This window comes from Streptomyces sp. NPDC001401, from assembly GCF_042895385.1.
In the GTDB taxonomy this organism is placed as follows: Bacteria; Actinomycetota; Actinomycetes; order Streptomycetales; family Streptomycetaceae; genus Streptomyces.
The window spans coordinates 395,371-418,306 of sequence record NZ_JBIAWI010000005.1 but is presented as its reverse complement, the minus strand read 5'-3'; the positions used below and the strand labels follow the sequence as shown (position 1 = coordinate 418,306).

Sequence of the window (22,936 nt, the reverse complement as noted above, 5' to 3'; positions counted from 1 at the left end):
TCCGTCTGCCCCCCGACGCGACGGCCCGACACAGGCGAGACTGCCTGACCGCGATAAACGAACGATGAACGCCTCTGTCGCGCCCGCTCAGGCCACCTGTGTCGGCGTCAGCAGGCTCCGGGCCTCGGCCGCCTCCGGCGCGCCGAGCGACTCGAAGATGTCGAGGGCCTCGCGCCAGCACACCTGAGCCCGGTCCAGCTGGCCGATGCCGTTGAGGGCGCGGCCGAGGACGGTGAGGACGTTGCCGCGCCGCCACTCTCCGCCGATGCCCCGCAGCAGGGTCAGGGCTGTCTCCGCGTTCGACGCCGCCTGCGCGGGGCGCCGGTCCTTGAGGTCGAGTTCGGCGAGGCGGAAGACCGTCATGCCTTCCCACAGCCGCTGCCGGCTGTCCCGGAACACCCCGAGAGCCTGCTGGAGGCATTCGGTCGCCTGGGCCAGCTTCCCGCTCTGCGCCAGAGCGAGACCCAGTGCGTACCGCCCGTTGGCGCCCTTCAGGTCATGCCCCATGTCGTCGTACATGGCCGTGCCCTGCCGGGCCAGGGTCACCGCGCTCTCCGCCCGGCCGGTGGCCAGATGCACGCGCGACAGGTTGCACAGGGCGCTCGCCTCTCCCGGGCGGTCGCCGAGGACGCGGAAGTGCTCGATGGCGCGGGTGAAGTGCGCCTCCGCGTCCTCGTGCCGGTTCTGGTACGCGGCGATCGCGCCGCCGACGTTGGACGACCAGCAGCCGGCCAGCGCGTCGTGGGAGGAGTCGGTCAGCTCGCGGGCCCGGCCGGCCTCCTTGTCGGCGAGGTCGAAGCGGCCGATGAGGCTGTGCGCGTAGGCCAGCGTGATCAGTGCCCGGACCTCCGCGTACGCATCCTCGGCAACCCGTGCTGCCGCGCACAGCGCCACCGCGACCGTCTCGTACTCCCGGGAGTTGGCCCCGGACTCCGCCAGGTCGATCGCCGCCCACAGGACGTCGACGGCGCGCCGGAGCATCCCGGGATGAGCGGACTGCCGCACGCACGCCAGCAGTGAGACCGCCTCGGAGTAGAGCCAGTCCTGCGCCGCGTGCCGGTCGTCGAACGTCAGCCCGGGATACTCCGGGGTCGCGAGGTGGTCCACCAGCCGGTCTCCCGGCCGTTCGATCAGGTAGACCGCCGCGGCGGTGGCCAGATAGAAGTCCAGCAACCGCGACATCGCCGCATCCCGCTCGTTCGGCGGCCACTCGTCCCGCTCCGCGCACGCACGCGCGTAGAGCCGGACCAGGTCGTGGTAGCGGTAGCGGCCGGGAGCCGCCGACTCCAGCAGCGACGTGTCGACGAGGGACTCCAGCAGGTTCTCCGTCTCCTCCACCGGGAGGCCGAGGACCGCGGCCGCCGCTGCCAGTGAGATGTCCGGCCCGTCCGCCAGGCCCAGCAGCCGGAACGCCCGTGCCTGGGCCGGCTCCAGCGCGCCGTAGCCCAGTTCGAAGGTGGCCTTGACCGCCAGGTCGCCGGCCTGCAGTTCGTCCAGGCGTCTGCGCTCGTCCGCGAGCTTCGCGGACAGTACGGAAACCGTCCAGGTGCGGCGCGCCGCCAGCCGGGATGCGGCGATCCGGATCGCCAGCGGCAGGAAACCGCACGCCGCCACCACGTCCAGGGCGGCCTCGCGCTCGCTCGCCACCCGCTCCTCGCCCACGATCTTCGTGAAGAGCTGCAGCGCCTCGTCGGGGGACATCACGTCCAGGTCCACCAGATGGGCCCCGGCGAGATCGACCATCCGCACCCGCGACGTCACCAGCGCCGCGCAGCCCTCCGTGCCCGGCAGCAGCGGTCGTACCTGCGCCGCGTCCCGTGCGTTGTCGAGCAGGACCAGCACCCGGCGGCCGTCCAGGACGGACCGGTACAGGGCCGACCGTTCCTCCAGCGAATCCGGGATCGCCGAGTCGGCCGTTCCCAGGGCCCGCAGGAACGAGCCCAGTACCGTCTCCGGTTCCGCCGCCCGTGACCCCGCGCCCTGCAGGTCGACGTACAACTGGCCGTCGGGGAAGGCCGTCCGGGCCTGATGGGCGACGTGCACGGCCAGCGTCGTCTTGCCGACGCCGCCGATGCCCGCCAGCGCCGACACCGCCATCACCCGGCCCTCGGCCGAGGACAGCACCTCGCTGAGTTCGTGGACGAAGGCCGCGCGGCCCGTGAAGTCGGGGACGGTGGCGGGCAGTTGGGCCGGGCGGACCGGGGTGGCGGCCGGCTCGGCCTGCGGGGCGGACGATTCCGCCAGGGTCGGGTCCGCCTGCAGAATCCGCTGCTGCAGTTCCCGCAGCCCCGGCCGCGGGTCCACACCCAGTTCGTCCGCCAGCAGGCGCCGGGTGTCCGCGTACACCGCCAGCGCCTCCGCCTGGCGCCCGCTGCGGTACAGCGCCAGCATCAGCAGTTCGCGCAGCCGCTCCCGCAGGGGGTGCTCCGCCGTCAGGGCGGTCAGTTCCGACACCGCCTCCGCATGGCATCCCTGCTCCAGGTCCATGTCGAGGCGGGACTCCAGCAGCGTCAGCCGCCACTCCTCCAGCCGGACCCGCTGCGCCTCCGCATACGGCCCCGGTACGCCGGCCAGCGCCTCGCCGTCCCACAGCGCCAGCGCCCGGCCCAGCACCTCGCGTGCATGGCACAGGTCCCCGGCGCCGCGCGCCTTCTCCGCCTCGGCCGCCAGCTCCTGCGCCACCGCCAGGTCCAGCGCGCCGTCGCCGAGCCCGCGCACCGCGTATCCGCCGGACTCGCTCACCAGGACCCCGGGGTCCAGCACCTTGCGCAGCCGGGAGGCGTACGTCCGCAGCGCCGCCAGCGCCTGCGACGGCGGCTCCTCGCCCCACACGGCGTCGATCAGCTCGCCCGCGGTGGCCGTGCGGCCCTCGCGCAGCAGCAGGGCGGCGAGCAGGGCACGTTGCTGCGGGGAGCCGGTGCCGATCTGCTCCGCTCCGCGTCGCGCCCGTACCGGACCGAGCACGCCGAAGCTCAGCGCGGCAGGCTCCGCAGAGGAGCCGGCCCGCCTCTGTTCCGGCACTCGCGGTACACCGTCCATCGCCGTCTCCCTAGACACAGTGGGCAACTCCGTCAGTTTGCCTTGTTCATGGCGGATGCGTCAGCTGTGGAGAGCGCTCACACAGGCAGACGCGCGGGATATCACAAGGCCCTCACTTGGTCTTCGCACCCCGCGGCGGAGCCCCTGATGGCTGCAGCTGGGAACAGATCCGAACAGACCCGAGCAACAAGAAGCCTCCCACCACACAGCTGACGGTCCGTCAGATCGGCGCTACCGTGGCCGCCATGGAGACCACAAAGGACTTCCCGCTGATCATCTCCGTCGACGACCACACCGTGGAGCCCGCGCAGGTGTGGCAGAGCCGCCTGCCGAAGAAGTACCTCGACACCGGCCCGCGCATAGTCCGCGCCCCGCTGAAGGAGATCAGCTTCCTCGGCGGCCGCTTCCGTCCCGTGATGGGCGCCCCCGGCGACGAAGGACCGCTCGGCGACTGGTGGTTGTACGAGGAGCTCCAGCGGCCCCTCACCCGCCTCGACACGGCGGTCGGCTACAGCAGGGACGACATCAAGCTCGAGGTCATCACCTACGAGCAGATGCGCCCCGGCTCGTACGACGTCCCGCAGCGCCTCGCCGACATGGACGTCAACCACGTCCAGTCCGCGGTCTGCTTCCCGACCTTCCCCCGCTTCTGCGGCCAGACGTTCACCGAGGCCAAGGACCACGAGCTGGGCCTGCTCTGCGTCCAGGCCTACAACGACTGGATGGTGGACGAGTGGTGCGGCCCGGCGGCCCAGGGGCGCCTCATACCCCTCACCCTCATCCCGCTCTGGGACGCCGAACTCGCGGCGGCGGAAGTACGGCGCAACGCCGCCCGCGGCGTCCGTGCCGTCGCCTTCTCCGAGATACCCCCGCACCTCGGGCTCCCCTCCGTCCACTCGGACGACTGGGACCCCTTCCTCGCCGCGTGCGACGAGACCGGCACGGTCATCGCCATGCACATCGGCTCCAGCAGCCGTATGCCGTCGACGTCGAAGGACGCACCACCGGCCGTCGGTTCCACCATCACCTTCGCCAACTGCTGTTTCTCGATGGTGGACTGGCTGATGAGCGGCAAGTTCGAACGCTTCCCGAACCTCAGGATCATGTACGCGGAAGGCCAGATCGGCTGGATCCCCTACATCCTCGAGCGCGCGGACGTGGTCTGGGAAGAGAACCGCGGCTGGGGCGGCGTCGCCGACAAGGTCCACCGCCCGCCGTCCGAACTCTTCGCCGAGCACGTCTACGGCTGCTTCTTCGACGACGCCTTCGGGCTGAGGAACCTCGACGCGATCGGCCTGGGCAACGTCCTCTACGAGACCGACTACCCGCACTCCGACTCCACTTGGCCGAAGTCGAGGGAGGTCGGCGAGGCGCAGATGGGCCACCTGGACCCGGAGGTGGTGGAGCGGATCGTGCGCGGGAACGCCATCGAGCTGCTGGGGCTCACCCCTGAGGGGCTCTGGCGGTGACTTCCCTGACGTACGGGATGCAGCTCCCCGTCCAGTCCCAGAGCACGATCTACGCGGAGGGCTGGGAGGCCGGCGCCGGCCCCGGGGACCTGGTGGAGATCGCCCGTACCGCCGACCGCGCCGGCTTCGGCTATCTCGCGAGCTGCGACCACGTCGCCATACCGCGCCGGCTGGCCTCCGCCATGAGCACCGTGTGGTACGACCCCGTCGCCACCCTCGCCTTCCTGGCGGGGGTGACCGAACGGGTGCGGCTGCTCAGCCACGTCGCCGTCGTGGGACTACGGCATCCTCTCCTCACCGCCAAGCAGTACGCCACCCTCGACCATCTGGCCGGCGGCCGCCTGATCCTGGGCGTCGGCGCCGGGCATGTACGCGAGGAGTTCGAGGTGCTCGGCGTCGACTTCGACCGGCGCGGGGCCGTGCTCGACGAGTCGATCGACGCCCTGCGCGCCGCCCTGGGCCCGGACGAGTTCCCCGAACACCACGGCAAGCTCTACGACTTCGAGGGGCTGGGGCAGCGGCCGAGGCCGGCCCAGGAAAGCATCCCCCTCTGGGTCGGCGGCTCCTCGCCCGCCGCCGTACGCCGGGCCGCCCTCAAGGGTGACGGCTGGCTGCCGCAGGGAGACCCGCGGGACCGGCTGCCGGCGCAGATCGAGCGGATACGGCGGCTGCGCGAAGAGGCACGCATCGAGGGGGCGTTCGTGATCGGCGCGATCACCGAGCCCCTGTACGTCGGCGCTCCCGCCTGGGACGTCGGCCGCCGCACCCTCACGGGCCCTCCGGACGCGCTCGCCGAGTCCCTGCGGGCGTACCGCGCGATGGGTGTGCACCAGATCCAGGTGCGGTTCCGGTGCCGGAGCCGCAGCGAACTCACCGACCAGATGGCGGCGTTCGGGGCGGACATCGCCCCCCACCTCTAGGGAGTCATCGCATGGGCAAGCTGGACGGACGCGTCGTGATCGTCACCGGAGCGGCGCGGGGACAGGGGGAGCAGGAGGCCCGCCTGTTCAGAGCGGAGGGGGCCGAGGTCGTCGTGGCGGACGTCCTCGACGAGCAGGGAGAGGCCCTCGCGAAGGAGATCGGCGGGCGGTACGTCCACCTCGACGTCGGCGAGGAGGAAGAGTGGCGGTCGGCGGTGAGCACCGTCAAGAACGCGTACGGCCGCGTCGACGGCCTCGTCAACAACGCTGGAATCCTGCGCTTCAACTCCCTGGTCGACACGCCCCTCGACGAGTTCATGCAGGTCGTACGGGTCAACCAGGTCGGCTGCTTTCTGGGGATCAGGACCGTGGCCCCCGTGATGGAGGACGGCGGCACGATCGTCAACACCGCGTCCTACACGGCCGTGACCGGCATGGCGGCCGTCGGTACGTACGCCGCCACCAAGCATGCGATTTTGGGCCTCACCCGGGTCGCCGCCCTGGAACTCGCGGACCGGCGCATCCGCGTCAACGCGATGTGCCCCGGCGCCATCGACACCGCCATGTCCAACCCGGCCCAGCTGGACCCGGCGGCGGACGCGGAGGAGACCGGCCGGGCCCTGGACGAGCTGTACCGCAAGCTCGTGCCGCTCGGCCGGATCGGGAAGCCGGAGGAGGTGGCGCGGCTCGCGCTGTTCCTGACCTCCGACGACTCCTCCTACATCACCGGGCAGCCGTTCGTGATCGACGGCGGCTGGCTGGCAGGGGTGTCGGTCTTCTGACCGGTCGCCCGACAGTCATCTGACTGGCCGTCAGCTATTGACGGTGCATGCGGGCAGTGCAACAGTCGGGCGGCAGAGAATCTGACGATGCGTCAGGAACGTAGGGATGGTGACCCGCCTTGGAATTCGGGCTCTTTGTACAGGGATACGTGGGCAAGCGCGCCGAGACCGACCCGCTCGCCGAGCACAAGGCACTGATGGAGGAGACCGAGTACGTCATCCAGGCGGACAAGTCGGGCTTCAAGTACGCCTGGGCGTCCGAGCACCACTTCCTGGAGGAGTACTCGCACCTCTCCGCCAACGATGTGTTCCTGGGATACCTGGCGCACGCGACGGACCGGATTCATCTGGGATCCGGGATCTTCAACCCGCTCGCCCAGGTCAACCACCCGGTGAAGGTGGCCGAGAAGGTCGCGATGCTCGACCACCTGACGGGTAATCGGTTCGAGTTCGGCAGCGGGCGGGGAGCCGGGTCGCACGAGATCCTCGGGTTCATACCGGGTGTGACCGACATGAACTACACCAAGGAGATCTGGGAAGAGACCATCGCCGAGTTCCCGAAGATGTGGCTGCAGGACGAGTACGTCGGCTTCCAGGGCAAGCACTGGCAGCTGCCCCCGCGCAAGGTCCTGCCGAAGCCGTACGGGAAGTCGCACCCCGCGATGTGGTACGCCGCCGGGTCGCCGCCCTCGTATGCCATGGCCGCGAGGAAGGGGCTCGGGGTGCTGGGTTTCAGCATCCAGAAGGTCTCCGACATGGAGTGGGTGCTGGAGCAGTACAAGACGGCGATCGTGAACGCCGAGCCGGTCGGGGACTTCGTCAACGACAACGTGATGGTGACGACGACGGCGATCTGTGCGCCCACGCACGCCGAGGCGATACGGATCGCCACCAACGGCGGGCTGCACTACCTGCCGTCGCTGGTGTTCCGGTACCACGACACCTTCCCGCGGCCCGAGGGCTTCCCGGTGTGGCCCGAGACGCTGCCGGAGTACACGCCCGAGTTCGTCGAACTCCTCATCGAGGAGGAGCTGTTGATCTGCGGGGATCCGGACGAGGTGCTCACGCAGTGCAAGCGGTGGGAGCAGGCCGGGGCGGATCAGTTGAGCTTCGGGTTGCCGGTGGGGGTGCCGAAGGAGGAGACGTTGCAGACGATTCGGTTGATCGGGGAGCACGTGATTCCGAAGATCGATACGGATCCTGTGCATCGGACGTCCCGGTTCCGGGCGGCCTCTTGAGCGCCGTTGCGGGGTGCGGGTTCGTTGTGGCTGGTCGCGCAGTTCCCCGCGCCCCTGAACGGCGTTCACCGCATCGGAGTTGAAAAGGAGGCCCCCTGTGCTCGATCACGTCATCAAAGGCGCCACCGTTGTCGATGGGACGGGCGCTCCCGCCTACACGGCCGACGTCGGCATCCGGGACGGGCGTATCGCCGCCATCGGGATCATCACCGAGGAGGCCCGGAGCAGTGAGGATGCCTCCGGGCTTGTCCTCGCCCCGGGCTTCGTCGACCCGCACACGCACTACGACGCCCAGTTGTTCTGGGATCCGTATGCGACGCCCTCGCTGAACCACGGGGTGACGACCGTCGCGGCCGGCAACTGTGGTTTCACGCTTGCCCCCTTGAATCCATCTCGTCCCGGCGACGCCGACTACACGCGCCGCATGATGTCCAAGGTCGAGGGGATGTCGCTGGTCGCGCTGGAGGAAGGGGCGCCCTGGAGCTGGAACTCCTTCGGGGAGTATCTGGACGCCCTGGAGGGGCGGATCGCGGTCAATGCGGGATTCATGGTCGGGCACTGTGCCCTTCGGCGGTATGTGATGGGGCCCGATGCGGTGGGCGGGCAGCCGAGCGAGGAGCAACTGGCGGCGATCGTACGGCTGTTGCACGAGGCCATGGACGCCGGTGCCTGGGGCTTCTCCACCACCCAGTCGCGCTCCCACTCCGACGGTGACGGACAGCCCGTTGCCTCCCGGCATGCGAAGCCCGACGAACTCCTCGCCCTCTCCCGTGCCGTCGGAGAGCACGAGGGGACGCAGATCGAGGCGATCGTCGCCGGGTGTCTCGACCAGTTCAGCGATGCCGAGATCGAACTGTTCGCGGAGATGAGCGCCGCGGCCGGACGGCCTCTGAACTGGAACGTCCTGACCATCGACGCCTCCGTCCCCGAACGCGTCCCCCGGCAGCTGTTCGCGAGTGAGCAGGCGCGGAAGGCGGGTGGCAGGGTCGTCGCCCTGACCATGCCGATCCTCACCCCGATGAACATGTCGCTGGGCACCTTCTGCGCGCTGAACCTGATACCGGGGTGGGGTCCGATCCTCGGGCTGCCGGTGCCGGAGAGGATCGCCCGGCTGCGCGACCCGGACGTACGCGAGGAGATGTTGGAGCGGGCCACGTCCAAGGAGGCGGGCGTCTTCCGGAGGCTGGCGAACTTCGGGCGGTACGTCATCGGGGACACGTACAGCGAGGCGAACCAGGGGCTGACGGGGAGGGTCGTCGAGGACATCGCGCAGGAGCGGGGGCAGGACCCGTTCCAGTGCCTGGTCGAGATCTGCGCGGCCGACGAACTGCGTACGGTCCTGTGGCCCATGCCCACCGACAACGACCCCGCGTCCTGGGCGCTGCGGGCCGAGACCTGGCAGCACGAGGACGTGCTGCTGGGCGGGTCGGACGCCGGTGCGCACCTGGACCGCATGTGCGGAGCCCCGTACACCACGCGCTTCCTCGGCGACTGTCTGCGCCGGCGGAAGCTGGTCGGTCTGGAGCAGGCGGTGAAGATGCTGACCGATGATCCCGCCCGGTTGTTCGGGCTGCGGGAACGGGGCCGGGTGGAGGAGGGCTTCCATGCGGATCTGGTCCTCTTCGACCCGGAGCGGATCGACGCGGCGGCGGCCACCCTGGTGCACGACCTGCCGGGTGACAGTCCGCGGCTGGACGCCAAGGCGATCGGGGTGCGGGCCGTGTGGGTCAACGGGGTCGAGGCGATCCGGGACGACGTGGTGAGCGGCGCCGTACCCGGGAAGGTGCTGCGGTCGGGGCGGGACACCCGGACGGTGAGCACCAGGTGACTCAAGTGGCGGACGGACAGCGGCTGTTCGTCGGCGGCCGGTGGGTCGAGCCGGACGGCGGCCACTACGAGGTCGTCGACCCGGCGACCGAGGAGACCATCGGGTGGGCTCCGGAGGCCTCGCGGGATCAGGTGCACGCGGCGTGTGCCGCGGCCCGCGAGGCCTTCGGGCCGTGGTCGAGGACCTCACCGGAGGAGCGGGCGGCGGTGCTCGGCCGCGCGGCGGACATCATCACGAGCCGGTTCGTGCCGTACGCCGAACTGGCGCAGGCGGAGACCGGTGCGACCACGGGGACGGCGCGGGCGATGCAGGTCGGGGTGGGCGTGGCCCGTTTCCGGCGGTACGCGCGCGTGGAGCCCGCCGAGTGGGCGATTCCGCCGCAGATCAACGAGGCGGGTCCGATGGGGAAGGCGGGGGTGATGGGCGCGCTGGCCGTGCGGCAGCCCGTCGGCGTCGTCACCTGCATCACCTCGTACAACAACCCGTGGGCGAATCCGGCGGGCAAGATCGCCCCCGCGCTTGCGATGGGCAACACGGTGGTCGTGAAGCCGGCCCCGCAGGATCCGCTGTCCGTCTACCGGATGGCGGAGGCGCTGGAGGCGGCGGGTGCTCCGGCGGGGGTCGTCAATGTGGTCTCGGGCGAGTCGGTGGAGGTGGGGGAGGCTGCGGTCGCGTCCCCCGACGTCGACATGGTGAGCTTCACCGGGTCGACGGCGGTCGGGCAGCGGATCGGTGAGGTGTGCGGCCGCGGTATGAAGCGTCAGCTGATGGAGCTGGGCGGGAAGGGCGCCGCGGTCGTCTTCGACGACGCGGACGTCGGCTCGGCGGTGGCGGGGATCGGCACCACCTTCTCCTTCTACAGCGGGCAGATCTGCACGGCGCCTACGCGGGTGCTGGCGCAGCGGGGCGTGTATGACCGGCTGGTCGAGCAACTGGCCGCGTACGCAGGCCGGTTGAAGGTCGGTGACCCCAGGGAGCCGGACACGGTGGTCGGGCCGGTGATTTCAGCCGCCCACCGGGAGCGCGTGGAGTCGTACGTCGAACTGGGCCGCAAGGAGGGCGCGGTGGTGGTCGCCGGTGGCGAACGGCCGTCGTACGACCACGGCTTCTACATTGCCCCCGCCCTCCTCGCCGACTGCACCAACGACATGCGCGTGGCCCGGGAGGAGATCTTCGGCCCGGTTGTGTCCGTGATCCCCTTCGAGGAGGAGGAAGAAGGGATCGCCCTCGCCAACGACAGCGACTACGGGCTCATCGACTACGTCTGGTCGGGGGACGTGGCCCGTGGGTTCCGCGTGGCGCGGCAGCTGCGGGCGGGCGGGGTGGGGGTCAACACCGTGGGCCGCAACATGGAGGCGCCGTTCGGGGGGTTCAAGAGGAGCGGGGTGGGACGGGACGTCGGCTCGTACGCGCTGCATGCGTACGGGGAGGTGCAGGCGATCGTGTGGCCGGGGTGACCGGCCGTCAGTGCAGCACTTCGCGCTCCCACCGCGCGCGAGGCTGGGTGTGCAGGCGCCAGTAGTGGTCGGCGATGTCCTCGGGGTCCCAGTCCGTGCCCGGGGACACCGGGCCGGTCACGGTGATCGTGGCCACGTGGACTCCCGACGGGCCGTATTCCAGATCGAGCAGGGAGACCAGCGACCGCAGGCCGGCCTTGCCCAGTGACAGGCTCACGTACGCCGGCTTCGGCTCGGGCATCCCGCCCGTGACGAGGAACGTGCCGCTGCCGCGCGCGGCCATCGCGGGCGCGGTGTGGGCGGCGGCGGTGAGGGCGCCGAGGACGTTGACGGCGTAGGTGTCCAGGTGGTCGCGGAGGGAGAGCTCGCCGACGCTGTCGGGGCGGATGACGGCGGCGTTGTAGACGAGGACGTCCGGCACGCCGAACTCCTCCGCCGCGGTGTCGAGGGCGGCGCGCAGGGCGGCCTCGTCGCCGCTGTCGGCGGTGAGGGGGAGCGCGGGGACGCCGAGGCTCCGTACGGTCTCGGCCGCCGACTCGACGGTCTCCTTGCTCCGGGCGACCAGCGCGACGGGCAGCCCCTCGCGCGCGAACCGCCGCGCCACCGCCAGGCCGATCCCCGGCCCGGCCCCGATGATCACTGCACCCGCCATCAGCTGCTCCCCGTCCGTCGCATGTTCTTCCGTGTAGGGCAACTCCAGGGTGCGGTGTCCTCTTCCGCATCGGCCTGCTTTCTGCTGGCGTGCGGCGTGGCGGTCCGGCAGGGTCGGCTCCATGGAAACCACGGTGCGGGTGGACGGCGGCGAGGTCTGGGCGGACGACACGGGCGGGGACGCGGTGCCGGTGGTGCTGCTGCACCCCGGGGTCGGGGACACGCGGGTCTGGGATCCGGTGCTGCCGGGGCTGGGCGGGGTGCCTCGGGTGATCCGGTACGACGCCCGGGGATACGGCCGGTCTCCGGCGCCCACCGTGTCGTACTCGCAGGTCGGTGACCTGGAAGCGGTCCTCGATCACTTCGGCGTGAGGCGGGCGGTGCTGGCCGGATCCAGCATGGGCGGGCAGACGGCCCTCGGGCTGGCGCTCGCCGACCCCGGCCGGGTGGCGGGCCTCGGTCTCTTCGCCCCCGGCGTCTCCGGCTACCCCGGCCTGGAGGTGCCGGAGGTGACCGAGCAGATCGGCAAACTGGCCACCGCGGGCGACATGGACGGTGTCGTGGCGCTCGGCCTGCGGCTGTGGGGAGCTGCGGGCACACCCCCGGACCGGGCCGCCGCGGACGTGCTGCGGGCGGCGATCCCGGCCTGGTTCACCACCTACGGCAAGGAGACCGAGGACACCCCGGTCTTCGACCGCCTAGGCGAGCTCAACCTGCCCTGCACGCTTCTGCTCGGCGAACGGGACCAGCCCCAAGTCGTCCGCTGCAACGAGGAGATGGCGGCCCGGATCCCCGGCTGTCACCTCGTACGGCATCCGGACTGCGACCACTTTCCGACGCTGCGCGCACCGGATGCGGTCGCCGAGATCATCAAAGAGCTGTACGCGAAGGCCGTTTGAGGGAGCGGAGTCAGTCCTCCAGGTCCACCCGCACCGTAAGCAGCCCCGCCCCGATCGCCCGCACCGCCACGCTGTTCAGCGAGCGCAGGGCCCGCAGGCGGGCGATGGGGTCGTCGTCCGGCAGGAGGTGGGCCGTGCCGGTGTGCCAGCGGCCCCGGATGCGGACCCGAACCCGCGGGTCGACCTTGATGTTGCGGACGTACTGGGACCGCTCCCCGAACTCGGAGACCAGCCAGAAGGAGTCGCCGACCCGCCGCCCGCCGACCGGGGTCCGACGGGGCAGGCCCGAGGTGCGGCCCGTGGTCTCCAGGACGGTCTGGAGCGGAAGCCGGCGCAGGACGGGGTTGAGGCGGCGCTGGAACGCCGTGGCGAAGCGGTACTTGGTCTCCGAGTGGCGAGGGCGGGGCATGGTGACGTTGCTCCTGTTCTCCGGCAGTGACGGTGCCATTCAATGTCTCGCACCCGTCTTTTCGGCGGCGCGGCCCGGCCGTGGGCTCACCGTCCGGCGGACGACTTCAACAGGTCGATCAGGGCGGTGAAGGCGACGGGGCCGACGGTGAGGATCGTGCGGAATCACCGGTGCTCGGAGGTGACCGGAAGCAGCAGCGCGTAGTGGCGAACGGCCGTGAAGGCCGTCGGTTCGGGCAGGTTCAGAGCCTGCATCGCGGCCGAGGCGGCTTCGTGGCGCTCCCCGTTGACCCGGATCTCGGCCTGCATCGCGCCGGGTTTCCCGCCGTAGAAGACCTTGACCCCGTTGAAGAAGGGCGATTCCAGGTCCGCGGTGAAGGTGTGCGCGATGCGGTGCAGCACGTTCGCATCCAGCAGAGCGGCCTGCAGGCGCCGGTTCTCGGCGGCGTCGAGTCCGAGGCCGACTGCTCCGGAGACGATCGAGTGCCAGCCGGGAACGCCGCGTTCGGCGTCGGGTTCCACGTGGTCGGCGAAGCGCTGGGTCGGGTCGAGGAGTTCCAGCATGCACGCGCCGGCCGTCTGTACCCATGCATCGGCCGCCTTCCGGGGGTCCCCGGACATCGCCACGACACAGTCCATGAAGCACGGCACGTCAGGCTGGACACTCACGTCCGGCAGCGCGACGAGGTCGTAGTGGCGGCCGCCCCCGTGGTGGGGCGGCGCCACGGCCACCGCCCAGCCGCGCGGACTGAGCAGCGAACTGCCCTTGAGCTCGGCGTCCTGCGTCACGCCGGGCGCGTACTCCTCGAGGCTCGCCTTCACCAGGGCGAGGAACTCGAGGTCGGGCAGGCGTTCCGCCGGCGGCTCTGCGCCGCGCGCACGGCGTCGTATCCAAGGCATGCGGTGGATCCTAGTGAGCCGTGCTCACCTACGGCCCAGGAAGATCGGGTTCGTGAACGCCGCCATCACCCCCGGCAACGGCCCCACCGCCGTCTCGTGCCGCAACTCCGCCCGTACGTAGGCCGCGTACGAGGCGGTCGTACGCCACTCCACCGTGCCGGAACCCGCCACCGGCAGCGGGTCGCTGGTGAACAGCACACCCTGGTCGGTCACGATGCGGACAGTGCAGCGCGGGGCGCCCGAGACCTCCACCCGGACGGTGACCGGGGTGTCGCCGTCGACCTCCAGCCGCTCGCCGATCCCCGCGTGACGCCCCTTGTCTCCGGTCGCCGTGAAGGACAGAGACACCGTCTTCGACTCGGCGATGTAGGAGCGGCCGGCCCGGATGCCGTCCTGGATCGCCTCCCGCGTCAGATCGTCGGCGAGGACGACCGTCTGCGGCATTCCCACCGTGTCCGGATCGCGGTGTGCGTCGCTGTCGCCCATGGCCGGAATCCACCCCCGGCCCTCCCGCACGGACGCGACCAGCTGGTTGTCCCACTCCGCGAGCGTCACCTCGTCGTCCGGCGTCCACGGCCCGTTCCACACCTCGACCGCGTCCGCCTCCCCGAACCCGAACTTCCAGCCGCAGCCGACGCAGGTGCCGTGCGGGTGGGCGGGTACGACCAGGCCGCCCGCCTCGCGGATCAGCCGGGCGAAGCGGCCGAAGCGGTTGTCACGGGCCCGGTAGCGCCAGTCGACGAACGTGCCGGGTTCCGTGCCCAGCGCCAGCACGTGCCCGTTCCTCGTCGTCACCTCCTCGCCGAGCATGATCAGCAGGTCGTCGCCCGCCTCGGCGGCCCAGTGCGGGTGCGAGGAGTGGGTGTTGTGGTCCGAGGAGTTGATGAAGTCCAGCCCGGCCGCCCGCGCGAGCGCCGCGACCTCCGCCGGGGTACGGCGGCCGTCCGAGTACCAGGTGTGGAGGTGGCAGTCGCCGCGGTACCAGGCACGGCCCCGCCCCCGGGCGCGGGACGGCGGATACACGGGCTCCGGTGTCTCGCCGGGCTCCCCGTACCCGAACGCGACCGTGATCTCGTACGACAGCCCCTGCGGAGCCACCGTGTACGGGCCCAGCGCGATGTACCAGGTTCCGGGGCGGACAGGCCCGGGGATGTACCCGGGCGTCGCGTCGTCCGCCCGTACGAAGAACTCCGTACGCGCCCCGCCCGACCACCCCCGGAACCCCTCCCCACCCAGCTCGGTGCCGCGCTCGTCGAAGAGGCCGATGTCGAGCGCGTTGCCGGTGGTACCGGACGGGACGGACGGCTTGTCGTAGGTGTAGGAGACCCTCAACTCGCTTACGCCCGGCGGGACTTCGAAGGGGACGTAGACGAAGTCCGGAGAGCCGGGAAGCAGAGTGCCGCGCAACGTCGTCACCCCCTCAACGTAAACCCCCTAAGGGGCGCGGGACAGTATCAATATGCGGCTCCGCCGCGTGGGCGCGACAAGCCCCCACGAACCCCCACTCGCCAACGCCGACCGACCACCCCCCACCGAACCGCGAAACAACCGACCAGTCGGTATGGACATCCCGCACGCACACCGGTACAGATAACCCATGCGAATCGCCGTAACGATCTTCCTCACGGACGAGACCATCTCTCCGACCCGACTCGCCCGCGAGCTGCAGTCGCGGGGCTTCGCCGGCCTGTACCTCCCCGAGCACACACACATCCCGGTCGAGCGGACCACCCCGTACCCGCCGGGCGGCGAGCTGCCGCCCGAGTACGGCCGTACTCTCGACCCCTTCGTCGCGCTCGGCCAGGCGGCCGCGGTGGCCGAGCGGCTCGCCCTCGGTACCGGCATCACCCTGGTCGCCCAGCACGACCCGATCGATCTCGCCAAGCAGATCGCGACCCTCGACCACCTCTCCGGCGGCCGCTTCACCCTCGGCCTCGGCTTCGGCTGGAACGTCGAGGAGGCCGCCGACCACGGGGTCGAATGGCGTACGCGGCGGGAGCTGGTCCGGGACCGGATGGGGTTGATGCGTGCGCTGTGGAGTGATGAACCCGGCGCGTACGAGGGGGACTTCGGGGGTGTGCGGGCCTCGTACGCCTACCCGAAACCGGCCCAGAAGGCGCGCGGACCGGTCGTCGGGCCGCGGACCCTCGTCGGGGGAGCCGCCGGTCCCAAGCTCTTCTCCCACATCTGCGAGTACGCCGACGGCTGGCTGCCGATCGGCGGGCGCGGGCTGTCGGAGTCGCTGCCGGTGCTGCGGGCGGCCTGGGCGGACGCGGGCCGCGACCCGGCGACCCTGCAGGTCGTCCCGTACGCCGTCTACCCGACCCCCGGCAAGCTCGCCCACTACGCGGACCTCGGTATCGAGGAGGTCGTGGTCCAGCTGCCACCGGCGGGGGAGGCGGAGGTGCTGAAGGTGCTCGACGAGTACGCCCGTTATCTCCCCGGCGGCCGTGACACCGTGTAACGAGCGGCAGGCGGGGACGAATCGGGCGGTGCCTGCCTGCTCTGATCACCTCGCTCGTATGCTCGAAGGATGACGACTTCCGCGACCTCCGGAACCGGCCCGACCGAGAACTCCATGCGTCGCGCCCTCAAACGCGCCCGTGACGGCGTCGCCCTCGACGTCACCGAGGCGGCCGTCCTCCTCCAGGCTCGCGGCGAGGCTCTCACTGACCTCGCCGCGTCCGCCGCCCGGGTACGGGACGCGGGCCTGGAGGCGGCCGGCCGCCCCGGCGTCATCACGTACTCGAAGAGCGTCTTCATCCCCCTCACCCGGCTGTGCCGGGACAAGTGCCACTACTGCACCTTCGTCACCGTCCCCGGCAAGCTGCGCCGCGCGGGCCACGGGATGTTCATGTCCCCGGACGAGGTCCTCGACATCGCCCGCAAGGGCGCGGCCCTCGGCTGCAAGGAAGCCCTGATCACCCTGGGCGACAAGCCCGAGGACCGCTGGCCGGAGGCGCGCGAGTGGCTCGACGCGCACGGCTACGACGACACCATCGCCTACGTCCGCGCCATCTCCATCCGCATCCTGGAGGAGACGGGCCTGCTGCCCCACCTCAACCCCGGCGTGATGTCCTGGACGGACTTCCAGCGGCTCAAGCCCGTCGCCCCGTCGATGGGCATGATGCTCGAGACGACCGCCACCCGCCTCTGGTCCGAGCCCGGCGGCCCGCATTACGGCTCCCCCGACAAGGAACCGGCCGTCCGCCTGCGCGTACTGGAGGACGCGGGCCGCTCGTCCGTCCCCTTCACGTCGGGCATCTTGATCGGCATCGGTGAGACCTGCGAGGAGCGAGCCGAGTCCCTGTTCGCGCTCCGCAAGATCTCCCGCGCCTATCACTCCATCCAGGAACTGATCATCCAGAACTTCCGCGCCAAGCCGGACACCGCGATGCGCGGCATGCCGGACGCGGAGCTGGACGAACTGGTGGCCACGGTCGCCGTGGCCCGCCACATCATGGGCCCGGCCGCCTGTCTGCAGGCCCCGCCCAACCTCGTCGACTCCGAGTACGAGCGGCTGATCGGCGCCGGCATCGACGACTGGGGCGGCGTCTCCCCCCTCACCATCGACCACGTGAACCCCGAGCGCCCCTGGCCGCAGATCGAGGAGCTCACCGAGCGCTCGCGCGCGGCCGGCTTCGAGCTGCGCGAACGGCTTTGCGTGTACCCGGAGTTCGTGCAGCGGGGCGAGCCCTGGCTGGACCCGCGGCTGCGTCCGCACGTACGCGCGCTGGCCGACCCGGAGACCGGGCTTGCACGACCGGACGCGACCGTCGAGGGCCACCCGTGGCAGGAACCCGAGGAGGCGTTCGTCGCCTCCGGCCGTACGGATCTCCACTCCTCCATCGACACCGAGGGCCGTACGTCCGACCGCCGCGACGACTTCGACGAGGTGTACGGCGACTGGGCCGCCCTGCGCGAGGCGGCCGCGCCCGGGATGGTGCCCCAGCGCATCGACACGGACGTACGGGCGGCGCTGGCCACGGCGGCCGACGACCCGACCAAGCTGACCGACGACGAGGCGCTGGCCCTGCTGCACGCGGACGGCCCGGCGCTGGACGCCCTGACCCGGATCGCGGACGACGTGCGCAGGGCGGCCGTCGGCGACGACGTCACGTACATCGTCACCCGGAACATCAACTTCACCAACGTCTGCTACACCGGCTGCCGCTTCTGCGCCTTCGCGCAGCGCCGCACCGACGCCGACGCCTACACGCTCTCCCTGGAGCAGGTCGCCGACCGGGCCCAGCAGGCCTGGGACGTGGGTGCGGTGGAGGTCTGCATGCAGGGCGGCATCCACCCCGACCTGCCGGGCACGGCGTACTTCGACATCGCGAAGGCGGTGAAGGAGCGCGTCCCCGGAATGCACGTCCACGCCTTCTCGCCCATGGAGGTCGTCAACGGCGCGACGCGGACGGGGATGTCCATCCGCGAGTGGCTGGCGGCCGCCAAGGAAGCGGGCCTGGACACCATCCCGGGCACGGCCGCCGAAATCCTCGACGACGAGGTCCGCTGGGTCCTGACCAAGGGCAAGCTGCCGGCGGCGACCTGGATCGAGGTCGTCACGACGGCGCACGAGCTGGGCATCCGGTCGAGCTCGACCATGATGTACGGGCATGTGGACCAGCCGCGCCACTGGCTCGGCCACCTCCGCACGCTGGCCCGCATCCAGCAACAGACGGGCGGATTCACGGAGTTCGTGACGCTTCCCTTCATCCACACGAACGCGCCCGTGTACCTGGCGGGCATCTCCCGCCCGGGCCCGACGACCCGCGACAACCGTGCGGTGACGGCGATGGCCCGTCTCCTCCTCCACCCCTGGATCCCGAACATCCAGACCAGCTGGGTGAAGCTGGGCACGGAGGGCGCGGCGGAAATGCTCCGCTCCGGCGCGAACGACCTGGGCGGCACGCTGATGGAGGAGACGATCTCCCGCATGGCGGGCTCCTCCTACGGCTCGTACAAGTCGGTCAAGGACCTGATCGCGGTCGCGGACGCGGCCGGCCGCCCGGCGAAGCCGCGGACGACGCTGTACGGGGAGGTGCCGGAGGAACGGCAGACGGCGGCGGCGGTGTCGGACGGGCACTTGCCGGAGCTTTTGCCGGTGCTGGACTGAGTACGATGATCCGACCCCTGTTCCATGGGGATGTGGAGCTGAGGAGATGCGTGCCGTGCCAGCCCCGAAGGTCTGGGTGACCGGTCTGACGGCGGGAGCCATCGCCGCTGTCGTCGTACTGGCCGTACAGGCCGACAAGGGGCAAAAGCCCCACGCGGTCGCCTCCCGGCCGAGCGCGTCGGCGTCGGCGGGCGCGCATCCCACGCCCACGAAGTCCACGGCGCCGGCCGCGATACCGGACGGCTCCGGGACCGGGCGGCGCGTCGTCTACTCCCTCGGGCGGAAGACGGTGTGGCTGGTCGACGCGAGCGATGCGGCCCGCCGTACGTTCGCGGTGTGGCCGGGGACGGTGAGCCCGGACCCGGGCACGTACACGGTCGGCGCCCGCACCCGGGGCGCCATCACCGGCTCCGACGGCGTGAAGATCGAACACATCGTGTACTTCTCCGCCAAGTCCGGCGTCAATGTCGCCTTCTCCAACGCGGTGGACGGTGCTTCGCCCCCGCCGGCCGCGTCCGGCACCCAGACCGGCGGTATCCGCATGCGCGTGGCGGACGGAACTGCGCTGTGGACGTTCGCTTCGGCGGGGACGAAGGTAGCGGTGGTCAAGTAGCCGGTCCGGGTCCCGACTCCGGCACCGGCCGACGGTAATTCGTCAACTCCCAAGTACTCAAAGGGATTTGCTCGACGGCCTCCCTCGCGCAAAAACTGAGGCCTTCTTGAGCTTTCTCGGATCCCTTGTGCAAACAGTTCGACGTTGTATAGAAATGTTGCGTACGCGACACCCGGGGAAACGTCTCAGAGGCGTTGTGGTGACGTGTGTTCAGTTCCCCGGCCTTCGGGCCTCACGACCAGATCCACCGAATCGGGGCCAAATGAAACGCGCCGTGATGCGCACTGCACTTCCCTTCATGACCTCCGCAGCCGTACTGCTGACGGCAGCCAATGCGGGCGCTGTCGCGTCGGATGACGAGCCTGTACCGGGAGACGGGACAAAAGTTGTTCTGAATGACGGAACCGTCTTGGACGCCAATGGTGAAATCAACTTCACTTTCACAGGCGAAAAGAACGACACGAAGACGCCCCAGGTCGCGGATGCTTGCCCGGAGGTGAGTGACCCTCCGACGTACAAGGTGAAGGGAACCCCCTACTTCCTGCCGGACAAGAGCAAGCCTCAGTCGACTTGGCTCCTGCCTCGCCAATCGGTGTCCTGGGCGATATCGGGATCTCACACCTTCACGTTCGACGTCACCGGTGGATACGAGGCGGAGGGCAAAATTATCGTAGCCAAGGCCAAGGTGAAGATCGATGTGAAGATCGGCAACTCGTGGACCTGGACGGGCTCGCAGACGGTGACCGATACGAACAACACCAGCAAGGGATACCGCGCCGTCCTCGGGCAGGTGGGCTGGAAGCTCACTTCGGTGAAGACGTGGGTCGTGGCGCCCTGCAACGTCAAGACGAAGACCATTGTCGTGAAGGCCCCGCGTGAGGGCGACATGTCGATCGGTCGGCAGAAATCGTGACGCGAAACGGAACGCGGCGTAAAGCGGCGCTGCTGTGCCTCGTGGCCGTGGCGGCACTGGCCGCCGCCTGCGATTCCGGTGAGCCGACAGACTCGTCCACAACCAAGCCCCGTACGAGCCCGGCTTCCACCGTCCCTGCTCCGGACGGCAAGGCTGCAAAGGCGATTCTGGACCAGGCGTTCGTTGGCAGAGAGGCTCTCGGCAGCGGGTATGGCCGCCTGCAGGCGCAACTCGGAAACACCCTGCCCGCGATACCGCACAAAGTGCGGAGCGTGACATTCGCCTTTACCTGTACGGGGAAGGGCAAGGTCGTCGTCAAGTTCACCGTCAACGGTAGGTATGTTTCCTCGGCTACGCATACCAGCACATGTGACGGGTCGATCTTCCAACAGAGTGTGGAGGTGTCCGCTTCCGACTCCGGTCCCGGTCCCATCAGCTTCAACGCCGATGCGACCGGTCCGGACAACGGAAGTTTCGCCTACGCCTATTACGTGGAGAAGAGGCAACAGCCGTAGCTGTAGCTGTATTTCACGAGGAGGCGGCGACGGTCAGGCAGTCGAGTCGGTCTGCCGGTCCGTCAGTTGTACGACGAGCAGCGCGACCCCGGTGAACACGATCACGCGGGTCGCCGCTTCCAGCCCGTTCCAGGTCTTCGACTGCCACATGGAGAACCACTCACCGCCGATCGCGATGAATCCTGCGCCGAAGAGGAGCAGGAGCATCAGCAGGCCGTAGGTGGAGATGCTGCGCGCGCGGGCGTAGTTCCGCCGGGCCCAGAGCCAGGTGCCGTAGACGAGTACGAGCGCGGCGAGGGTCTCCCAGACGATGATGGCGATGTAAGCGGCGTTCTGCAGACCCTTGTTGGTGATGGCTCTCCACATCAGGTCGTCGTCCTTGAACGTGGTGTCCATGGCCAGAACGTGTTGCACGAACGCCTGGTTGGTGCCGAAGTCGGTGATGTTGCCGAAGGCCACGAGGGCGATGTAGAGGGCGACGCTCGCGGTGAGGAGGGCGGCCGTCAGAGTGAGGGCGCGGGTGTGGGGGGTTGTGGGGGCAGTCGTGTCGGTAGCTGTGTTGGTGGACATGACAGCCATCTTCCCTGCAACAGCCGGTCTGCCTACGCACATTGAGCCGCAAAGCAGAGACGCGGGGTTGGAACGAGAGGATGTCCCGAGTCGGCGGACATCAGACGCAGCCTCACCGCGACTCCTCGGATCGGGGTTGTCGGGGCTGTCCCGCCCCGGTGGCGGGCGTGGGACAGGGCCCATGGGGCGGGACGGAGTTGGGGACCGGTGGTCGGGCAGGACCCTCACACAGCCGGACCGGTTCGTCCACTCCACGCCGCCGCTGTAGGGCGCGAGCCACGCCACTAGGCGCGGCCGGTCGACGTCCGGGGCGATGGCGCGCAGGATGCCCGTTCGGCGGGTTCGGGTGTCGGTGACCCCGAGTCCGATCCACGGATGCGACCGGTGCCCCAACCCCAGCGCGGTCACTTGGCCTCACCGCCCGACGCCAGTGGCACTCACGAGTAGCAGACCCGTACGCCGCGGTCCTGAAGCCACCGGATCTTGTGCAACCGCCCGCCCGGTCCCCTGGCCTGCAATCTTGCATGGAAAGGACCCGTGAGCTGCGAAAACTACCTTCAGTAGTTGCTGCCGTTTTCCGGGCTCTTCCCCGCTCTTGTGCCCTGAGTGTGCCCTCGGGCCACAAGGGCACGGCCCCAGGGTTTCCACCCCTCCGGAGTGGCTGTAGGGCGGGGCCATCCTGTTGCGGGGCATGTGGTGCCGCGTTCGTTCGAGGTGGCCGGGAACGGCGCGCCCGATGCGTCCCGTGGGTCTAAGACCGTGTCCTACGTGGTGAGGCGGACGTTGACTCAACATGGGGCGGGGTACGTGGAGTTGGATCGTTCCGGACGGGCTGTGGGAGATCGCGAAGCCGTTGATCCCGCCGCCAAAGGTGCGGCCACAGGGCGGCGGAACGCAGGACACGCCTGATGAGACGCTGTTCGCGGCCATCATCTATGTACTGGTCAGCGGCTGCGCCTGGCGCCAACTGCCACCCTGCTTCGGCATATCCAAGTCGACCGCCCACCGCCGGTTCCTGATCTGGTCGAGAGCCGGCGTCTGGGGCCGCCTGCACGAAGCCGTGCTGCACTGCCTCGACGACGCCGGCCTCATCGACGTCACCCGCGTGGTCCTCGACACTGCCCATGTCCGGGCTAAAAAGGGGGCGAACACACAGGTCCAAGCCCCGTGGACCGGGGCAAGCCGGGTTCCAAGATGCACATCCTGTCGGACGCGAACGGACTGCCCCTCCTCGTCGGCATCTCGGCCGGCAACACCCACGACAGTGAAGGGCTGAAGCCCATGGTCGAGGGTCACCAAACGAGACACGACCCTCACCGAGGCCGGCACTTCAAACCCCAGCGTCTACACGCCGACAAAGCCTACGACCGGGCCGACCTGCGAAAATGGCTGCGCGGAAAGCGGATCGGCGTGCGCATCGCCCGCAAAGGCATCGAATCCAGCGAACGCTTAGGGCGTCGAAGGTGGGTGATCGAGCGCACGATGTCGTGGCTGTCCGGCTACCGCAGACTCAGCCCCCGCTACGAGCGCCATCCCCGCAACTACCTGGCCTTCCTCGGGCTTGCCGCCGCCCTCTGTTGCTACAAGCGACTCGTCCGCCTCACCACGTAGGACA

19 protein-coding genes are annotated in these 22,936 nt (G+C 70.0%); 13 read left to right on the top strand and 6 right to left on the bottom strand.

The features are described from left to right. Positions 1 to 87: 87 nt before the first annotated feature. Positions 88 to 3,039 carry a BTAD domain-containing putative transcriptional regulator gene (locus ACFY10_RS20305; protein WP_390666529.1) on the bottom strand — a complete coding sequence of 984 codons (2,952 nt, stop codon included), beginning with the start codon at positions 3,037 to 3,039 and terminating at the stop codon, positions 88 to 90. Between the two features lie 245 nt (positions 3,040 to 3,284). Between ACFY10_RS20305 and ACFY10_RS20300 the strand changes: the two genes are divergently transcribed. From ACFY10_RS20300 to ACFY10_RS20275, 6 genes are all read left to right on the top strand, one after another. Beyond that, positions 3,285 to 4,508 (top strand): amidohydrolase family protein, encoded by a 1,224-nt coding sequence (locus tag ACFY10_RS20300; RefSeq protein WP_390666528.1) that lies wholly within the window; start codon positions 3,285 to 3,287, stop codon positions 4,506 to 4,508. A 17-nt stretch (positions 4,509 to 4,525) separates the two neighbouring features. After that, entirely contained in the window at positions 4,526 to 5,428 is a 903-nt protein-coding gene (locus ACFY10_RS20295; protein ID WP_390666742.1) for an LLM class F420-dependent oxidoreductase, read from the top strand. Between the two features lie 11 nt (positions 5,429 to 5,439). Continuing rightward, the gene (locus tag ACFY10_RS20290) at positions 5,440 to 6,210 is read left to right on the top strand and encodes an SDR family NAD(P)-dependent oxidoreductase (RefSeq protein WP_390666527.1); all 771 of its coding nucleotides are present in this window, start codon (positions 5,440 to 5,442) and stop codon (positions 6,208 to 6,210) included. A gap of 119 nt (positions 6,211 to 6,329) precedes the next feature. Continuing rightward, positions 6,330 to 7,448, top strand: a complete 1,119-nt coding sequence (locus ACFY10_RS20285) for an LLM class flavin-dependent oxidoreductase (protein ID WP_390666526.1) — start codon at positions 6,330 to 6,332, stop codon at positions 7,446 to 7,448. 79 nt (positions 7,449 to 7,527) lie between these two features. Further along, complete coding sequence (locus tag ACFY10_RS20280; RefSeq protein ID WP_390666525.1) at positions 7,528 to 9,276, top strand: amidohydrolase family protein; 1,749 nt, start codon at positions 7,528 to 7,530, stop codon at positions 9,274 to 9,276. Beyond that, positions 9,273 to 10,733 (top strand): aldehyde dehydrogenase family protein, encoded by a 1,461-nt coding sequence (locus ACFY10_RS20275; protein ID WP_390666524.1) that lies wholly within the window; start codon positions 9,273 to 9,275, stop codon positions 10,731 to 10,733. The genes ACFY10_RS20280 and ACFY10_RS20275 overlap by 4 nt, the downstream gene beginning before the upstream one ends. Positions 10,734 to 10,740: 7 nt before the next feature. On the opposite strand, the gene ACFY10_RS20270 is transcribed toward ACFY10_RS20275, so the two are convergent. Continuing rightward, a complete protein-coding gene (locus tag ACFY10_RS20270; protein ID WP_390666741.1) occupies positions 10,741 to 11,385 on the bottom strand; it encodes an SDR family NAD(P)-dependent oxidoreductase in 645 nt (214 codons plus the stop codon). Between the two features lie 121 nt (positions 11,386 to 11,506). Between ACFY10_RS20270 and ACFY10_RS20265 the strand changes: the two genes are divergently transcribed. After that, entirely contained in the window at positions 11,507 to 12,283 is a 777-nt protein-coding gene (locus tag ACFY10_RS20265) for an alpha/beta fold hydrolase (RefSeq protein ID WP_390666523.1), read from the top strand. Between the two features lie 10 nt (positions 12,284 to 12,293). Here ACFY10_RS20265 and ACFY10_RS20260 read toward each other — a convergent pair whose 3' ends face one another. From ACFY10_RS20260 to ACFY10_RS20250, 3 genes are all read right to left on the bottom strand, one after another. After that, positions 12,294 to 12,692 (bottom strand): nitroreductase/quinone reductase family protein, encoded by a 399-nt coding sequence (locus ACFY10_RS20260; protein ID WP_390666522.1) that lies wholly within the window; start codon positions 12,690 to 12,692, stop codon positions 12,294 to 12,296. Between the two features lie 164 nt (positions 12,693 to 12,856). Then, on the bottom strand, positions 12,857 to 13,591 hold the full coding sequence (locus ACFY10_RS20255; RefSeq protein WP_390666521.1) for a DUF6348 family protein: 735 nt from the start codon (positions 13,589 to 13,591) through the stop codon (positions 12,857 to 12,859). Positions 13,592 to 13,615: 24 nt separating this feature from the next. After that, a complete protein-coding gene (locus ACFY10_RS20250) occupies positions 13,616 to 15,007 on the bottom strand; it encodes a CehA/McbA family metallohydrolase (RefSeq protein ID WP_390666520.1) in 1,392 nt (463 codons plus the stop codon). 181 nt (positions 15,008 to 15,188) lie between these two features. Here ACFY10_RS20250 and ACFY10_RS20245 point away from each other — a divergent pair, with 181 nt between their 5' ends. From ACFY10_RS20245 to ACFY10_RS20225, 5 genes are all read left to right on the top strand, one after another. Next, entirely contained in the window at positions 15,189 to 16,055 is an 867-nt protein-coding gene (locus ACFY10_RS20245; RefSeq protein ID WP_390666519.1) for an LLM class F420-dependent oxidoreductase, read from the top strand. Between the two features lie 69 nt (positions 16,056 to 16,124). Continuing rightward, complete coding sequence (locus ACFY10_RS20240) at positions 16,125 to 18,710, top strand: bifunctional FO biosynthesis protein CofGH (protein ID WP_390666518.1); 2,586 nt, start codon at positions 16,125 to 16,127, stop codon at positions 18,708 to 18,710. A 46-nt stretch (positions 18,711 to 18,756) separates the two neighbouring features. Next, the gene (locus tag ACFY10_RS20235) at positions 18,757 to 19,323 is read left to right on the top strand and encodes a hypothetical protein (RefSeq protein ID WP_390666517.1); all 567 of its coding nucleotides are present in this window, start codon (positions 18,757 to 18,759) and stop codon (positions 19,321 to 19,323) included. 298 nt (positions 19,324 to 19,621) lie between these two features. Continuing rightward, the gene (locus ACFY10_RS20230; RefSeq protein WP_390666516.1) at positions 19,622 to 20,236 is read left to right on the top strand and encodes a hypothetical protein; all 615 of its coding nucleotides are present in this window, start codon (positions 19,622 to 19,624) and stop codon (positions 20,234 to 20,236) included. Further along, positions 20,233 to 20,751 carry a hypothetical protein gene (locus tag ACFY10_RS20225; RefSeq protein WP_390666515.1) on the top strand — a complete coding sequence of 173 codons (519 nt, stop codon included), beginning with the start codon at positions 20,233 to 20,235 and terminating at the stop codon, positions 20,749 to 20,751. The genes ACFY10_RS20230 and ACFY10_RS20225 overlap by 4 nt, the downstream gene beginning before the upstream one ends. 33 nt (positions 20,752 to 20,784) lie before the next feature. Here ACFY10_RS20225 and ACFY10_RS20220 read toward each other — a convergent pair whose 3' ends face one another. Further along, positions 20,785 to 21,321 carry a DUF2165 domain-containing protein gene (locus ACFY10_RS20220; protein ID WP_390666514.1) on the bottom strand — a complete coding sequence of 179 codons (537 nt, stop codon included), beginning with the start codon at positions 21,319 to 21,321 and terminating at the stop codon, positions 20,785 to 20,787. 793 nt (positions 21,322 to 22,114) lie between these two features. Between ACFY10_RS20220 and ACFY10_RS20215 the strand changes: the two genes are divergently transcribed. Then, a protein-coding gene (locus ACFY10_RS20215; RefSeq protein ID WP_390666513.1) for an IS5 family transposase occupies positions 22,115 to 22,932 on the top strand; the annotation gives its coding sequence in 2 pieces (ribosomal slippage) (positions 22,115 to 22,457 and positions 22,457 to 22,932; 819 coding nt in all). The last annotated feature ends 4 nt before the right edge of the window (positions 22,933 to 22,936 follow it).

Coding starts and splice junctions, on each gene's coding strand:
- ACFY10_RS20305 (WP_390666529.1), bottom strand. CDS start 3,039: ATGGACGGTGTACCGCGAGTGCCGGAACAGAGGCGGGCCGGCTCCTCT.
- ACFY10_RS20300 (WP_390666528.1), top strand. CDS start 3,285: ATGGAGACCACAAAGGACTTCCCGCTGATCATCTCCGTCGACGACCAC.
- ACFY10_RS20295 (WP_390666742.1), top strand. CDS start 4,526: ATGCAGCTCCCCGTCCAGTCCCAGAGCACGATCTACGCGGAGGGCTGG.
- ACFY10_RS20290 (WP_390666527.1), top strand. CDS start 5,440: ATGGGCAAGCTGGACGGACGCGTCGTGATCGTCACCGGAGCGGCGCGG.
- ACFY10_RS20270 (WP_390666741.1), bottom strand. CDS start 11,385: ATGGCGGGTGCAGTGATCATCGGGGCCGGGCCGGGGATCGGCCTGGCG.
- ACFY10_RS20265 (WP_390666523.1), top strand. CDS start 11,507: ATGGAAACCACGGTGCGGGTGGACGGCGGCGAGGTCTGGGCGGACGAC.
- ACFY10_RS20260 (WP_390666522.1), bottom strand. CDS start 12,692: ATGCCCCGCCCTCGCCACTCGGAGACCAAGTACCGCTTCGCCACGGCG.
- ACFY10_RS20255 (WP_390666521.1), bottom strand. CDS start 13,591: ATGCCTTGGATACGACGCCGTGCGCGCGGCGCAGAGCCGCCGGCGGAA.
- ACFY10_RS20245 (WP_390666519.1), top strand. CDS start 15,189: ATGCGAATCGCCGTAACGATCTTCCTCACGGACGAGACCATCTCTCCG.
- ACFY10_RS20240 (WP_390666518.1), top strand. CDS start 16,125: ATGACGACTTCCGCGACCTCCGGAACCGGCCCGACCGAGAACTCCATG.
- ACFY10_RS20235 (WP_390666517.1), top strand. CDS start 18,757: ATGCGTGCCGTGCCAGCCCCGAAGGTCTGGGTGACCGGTCTGACGGCG.
- ACFY10_RS20230 (WP_390666516.1), top strand. CDS start 19,622: ATGACCTCCGCAGCCGTACTGCTGACGGCAGCCAATGCGGGCGCTGTC.
- ACFY10_RS20220 (WP_390666514.1), bottom strand. CDS start 21,321: ATGTCCACCAACACAGCTACCGACACGACTGCCCCCACAACCCCCCAC.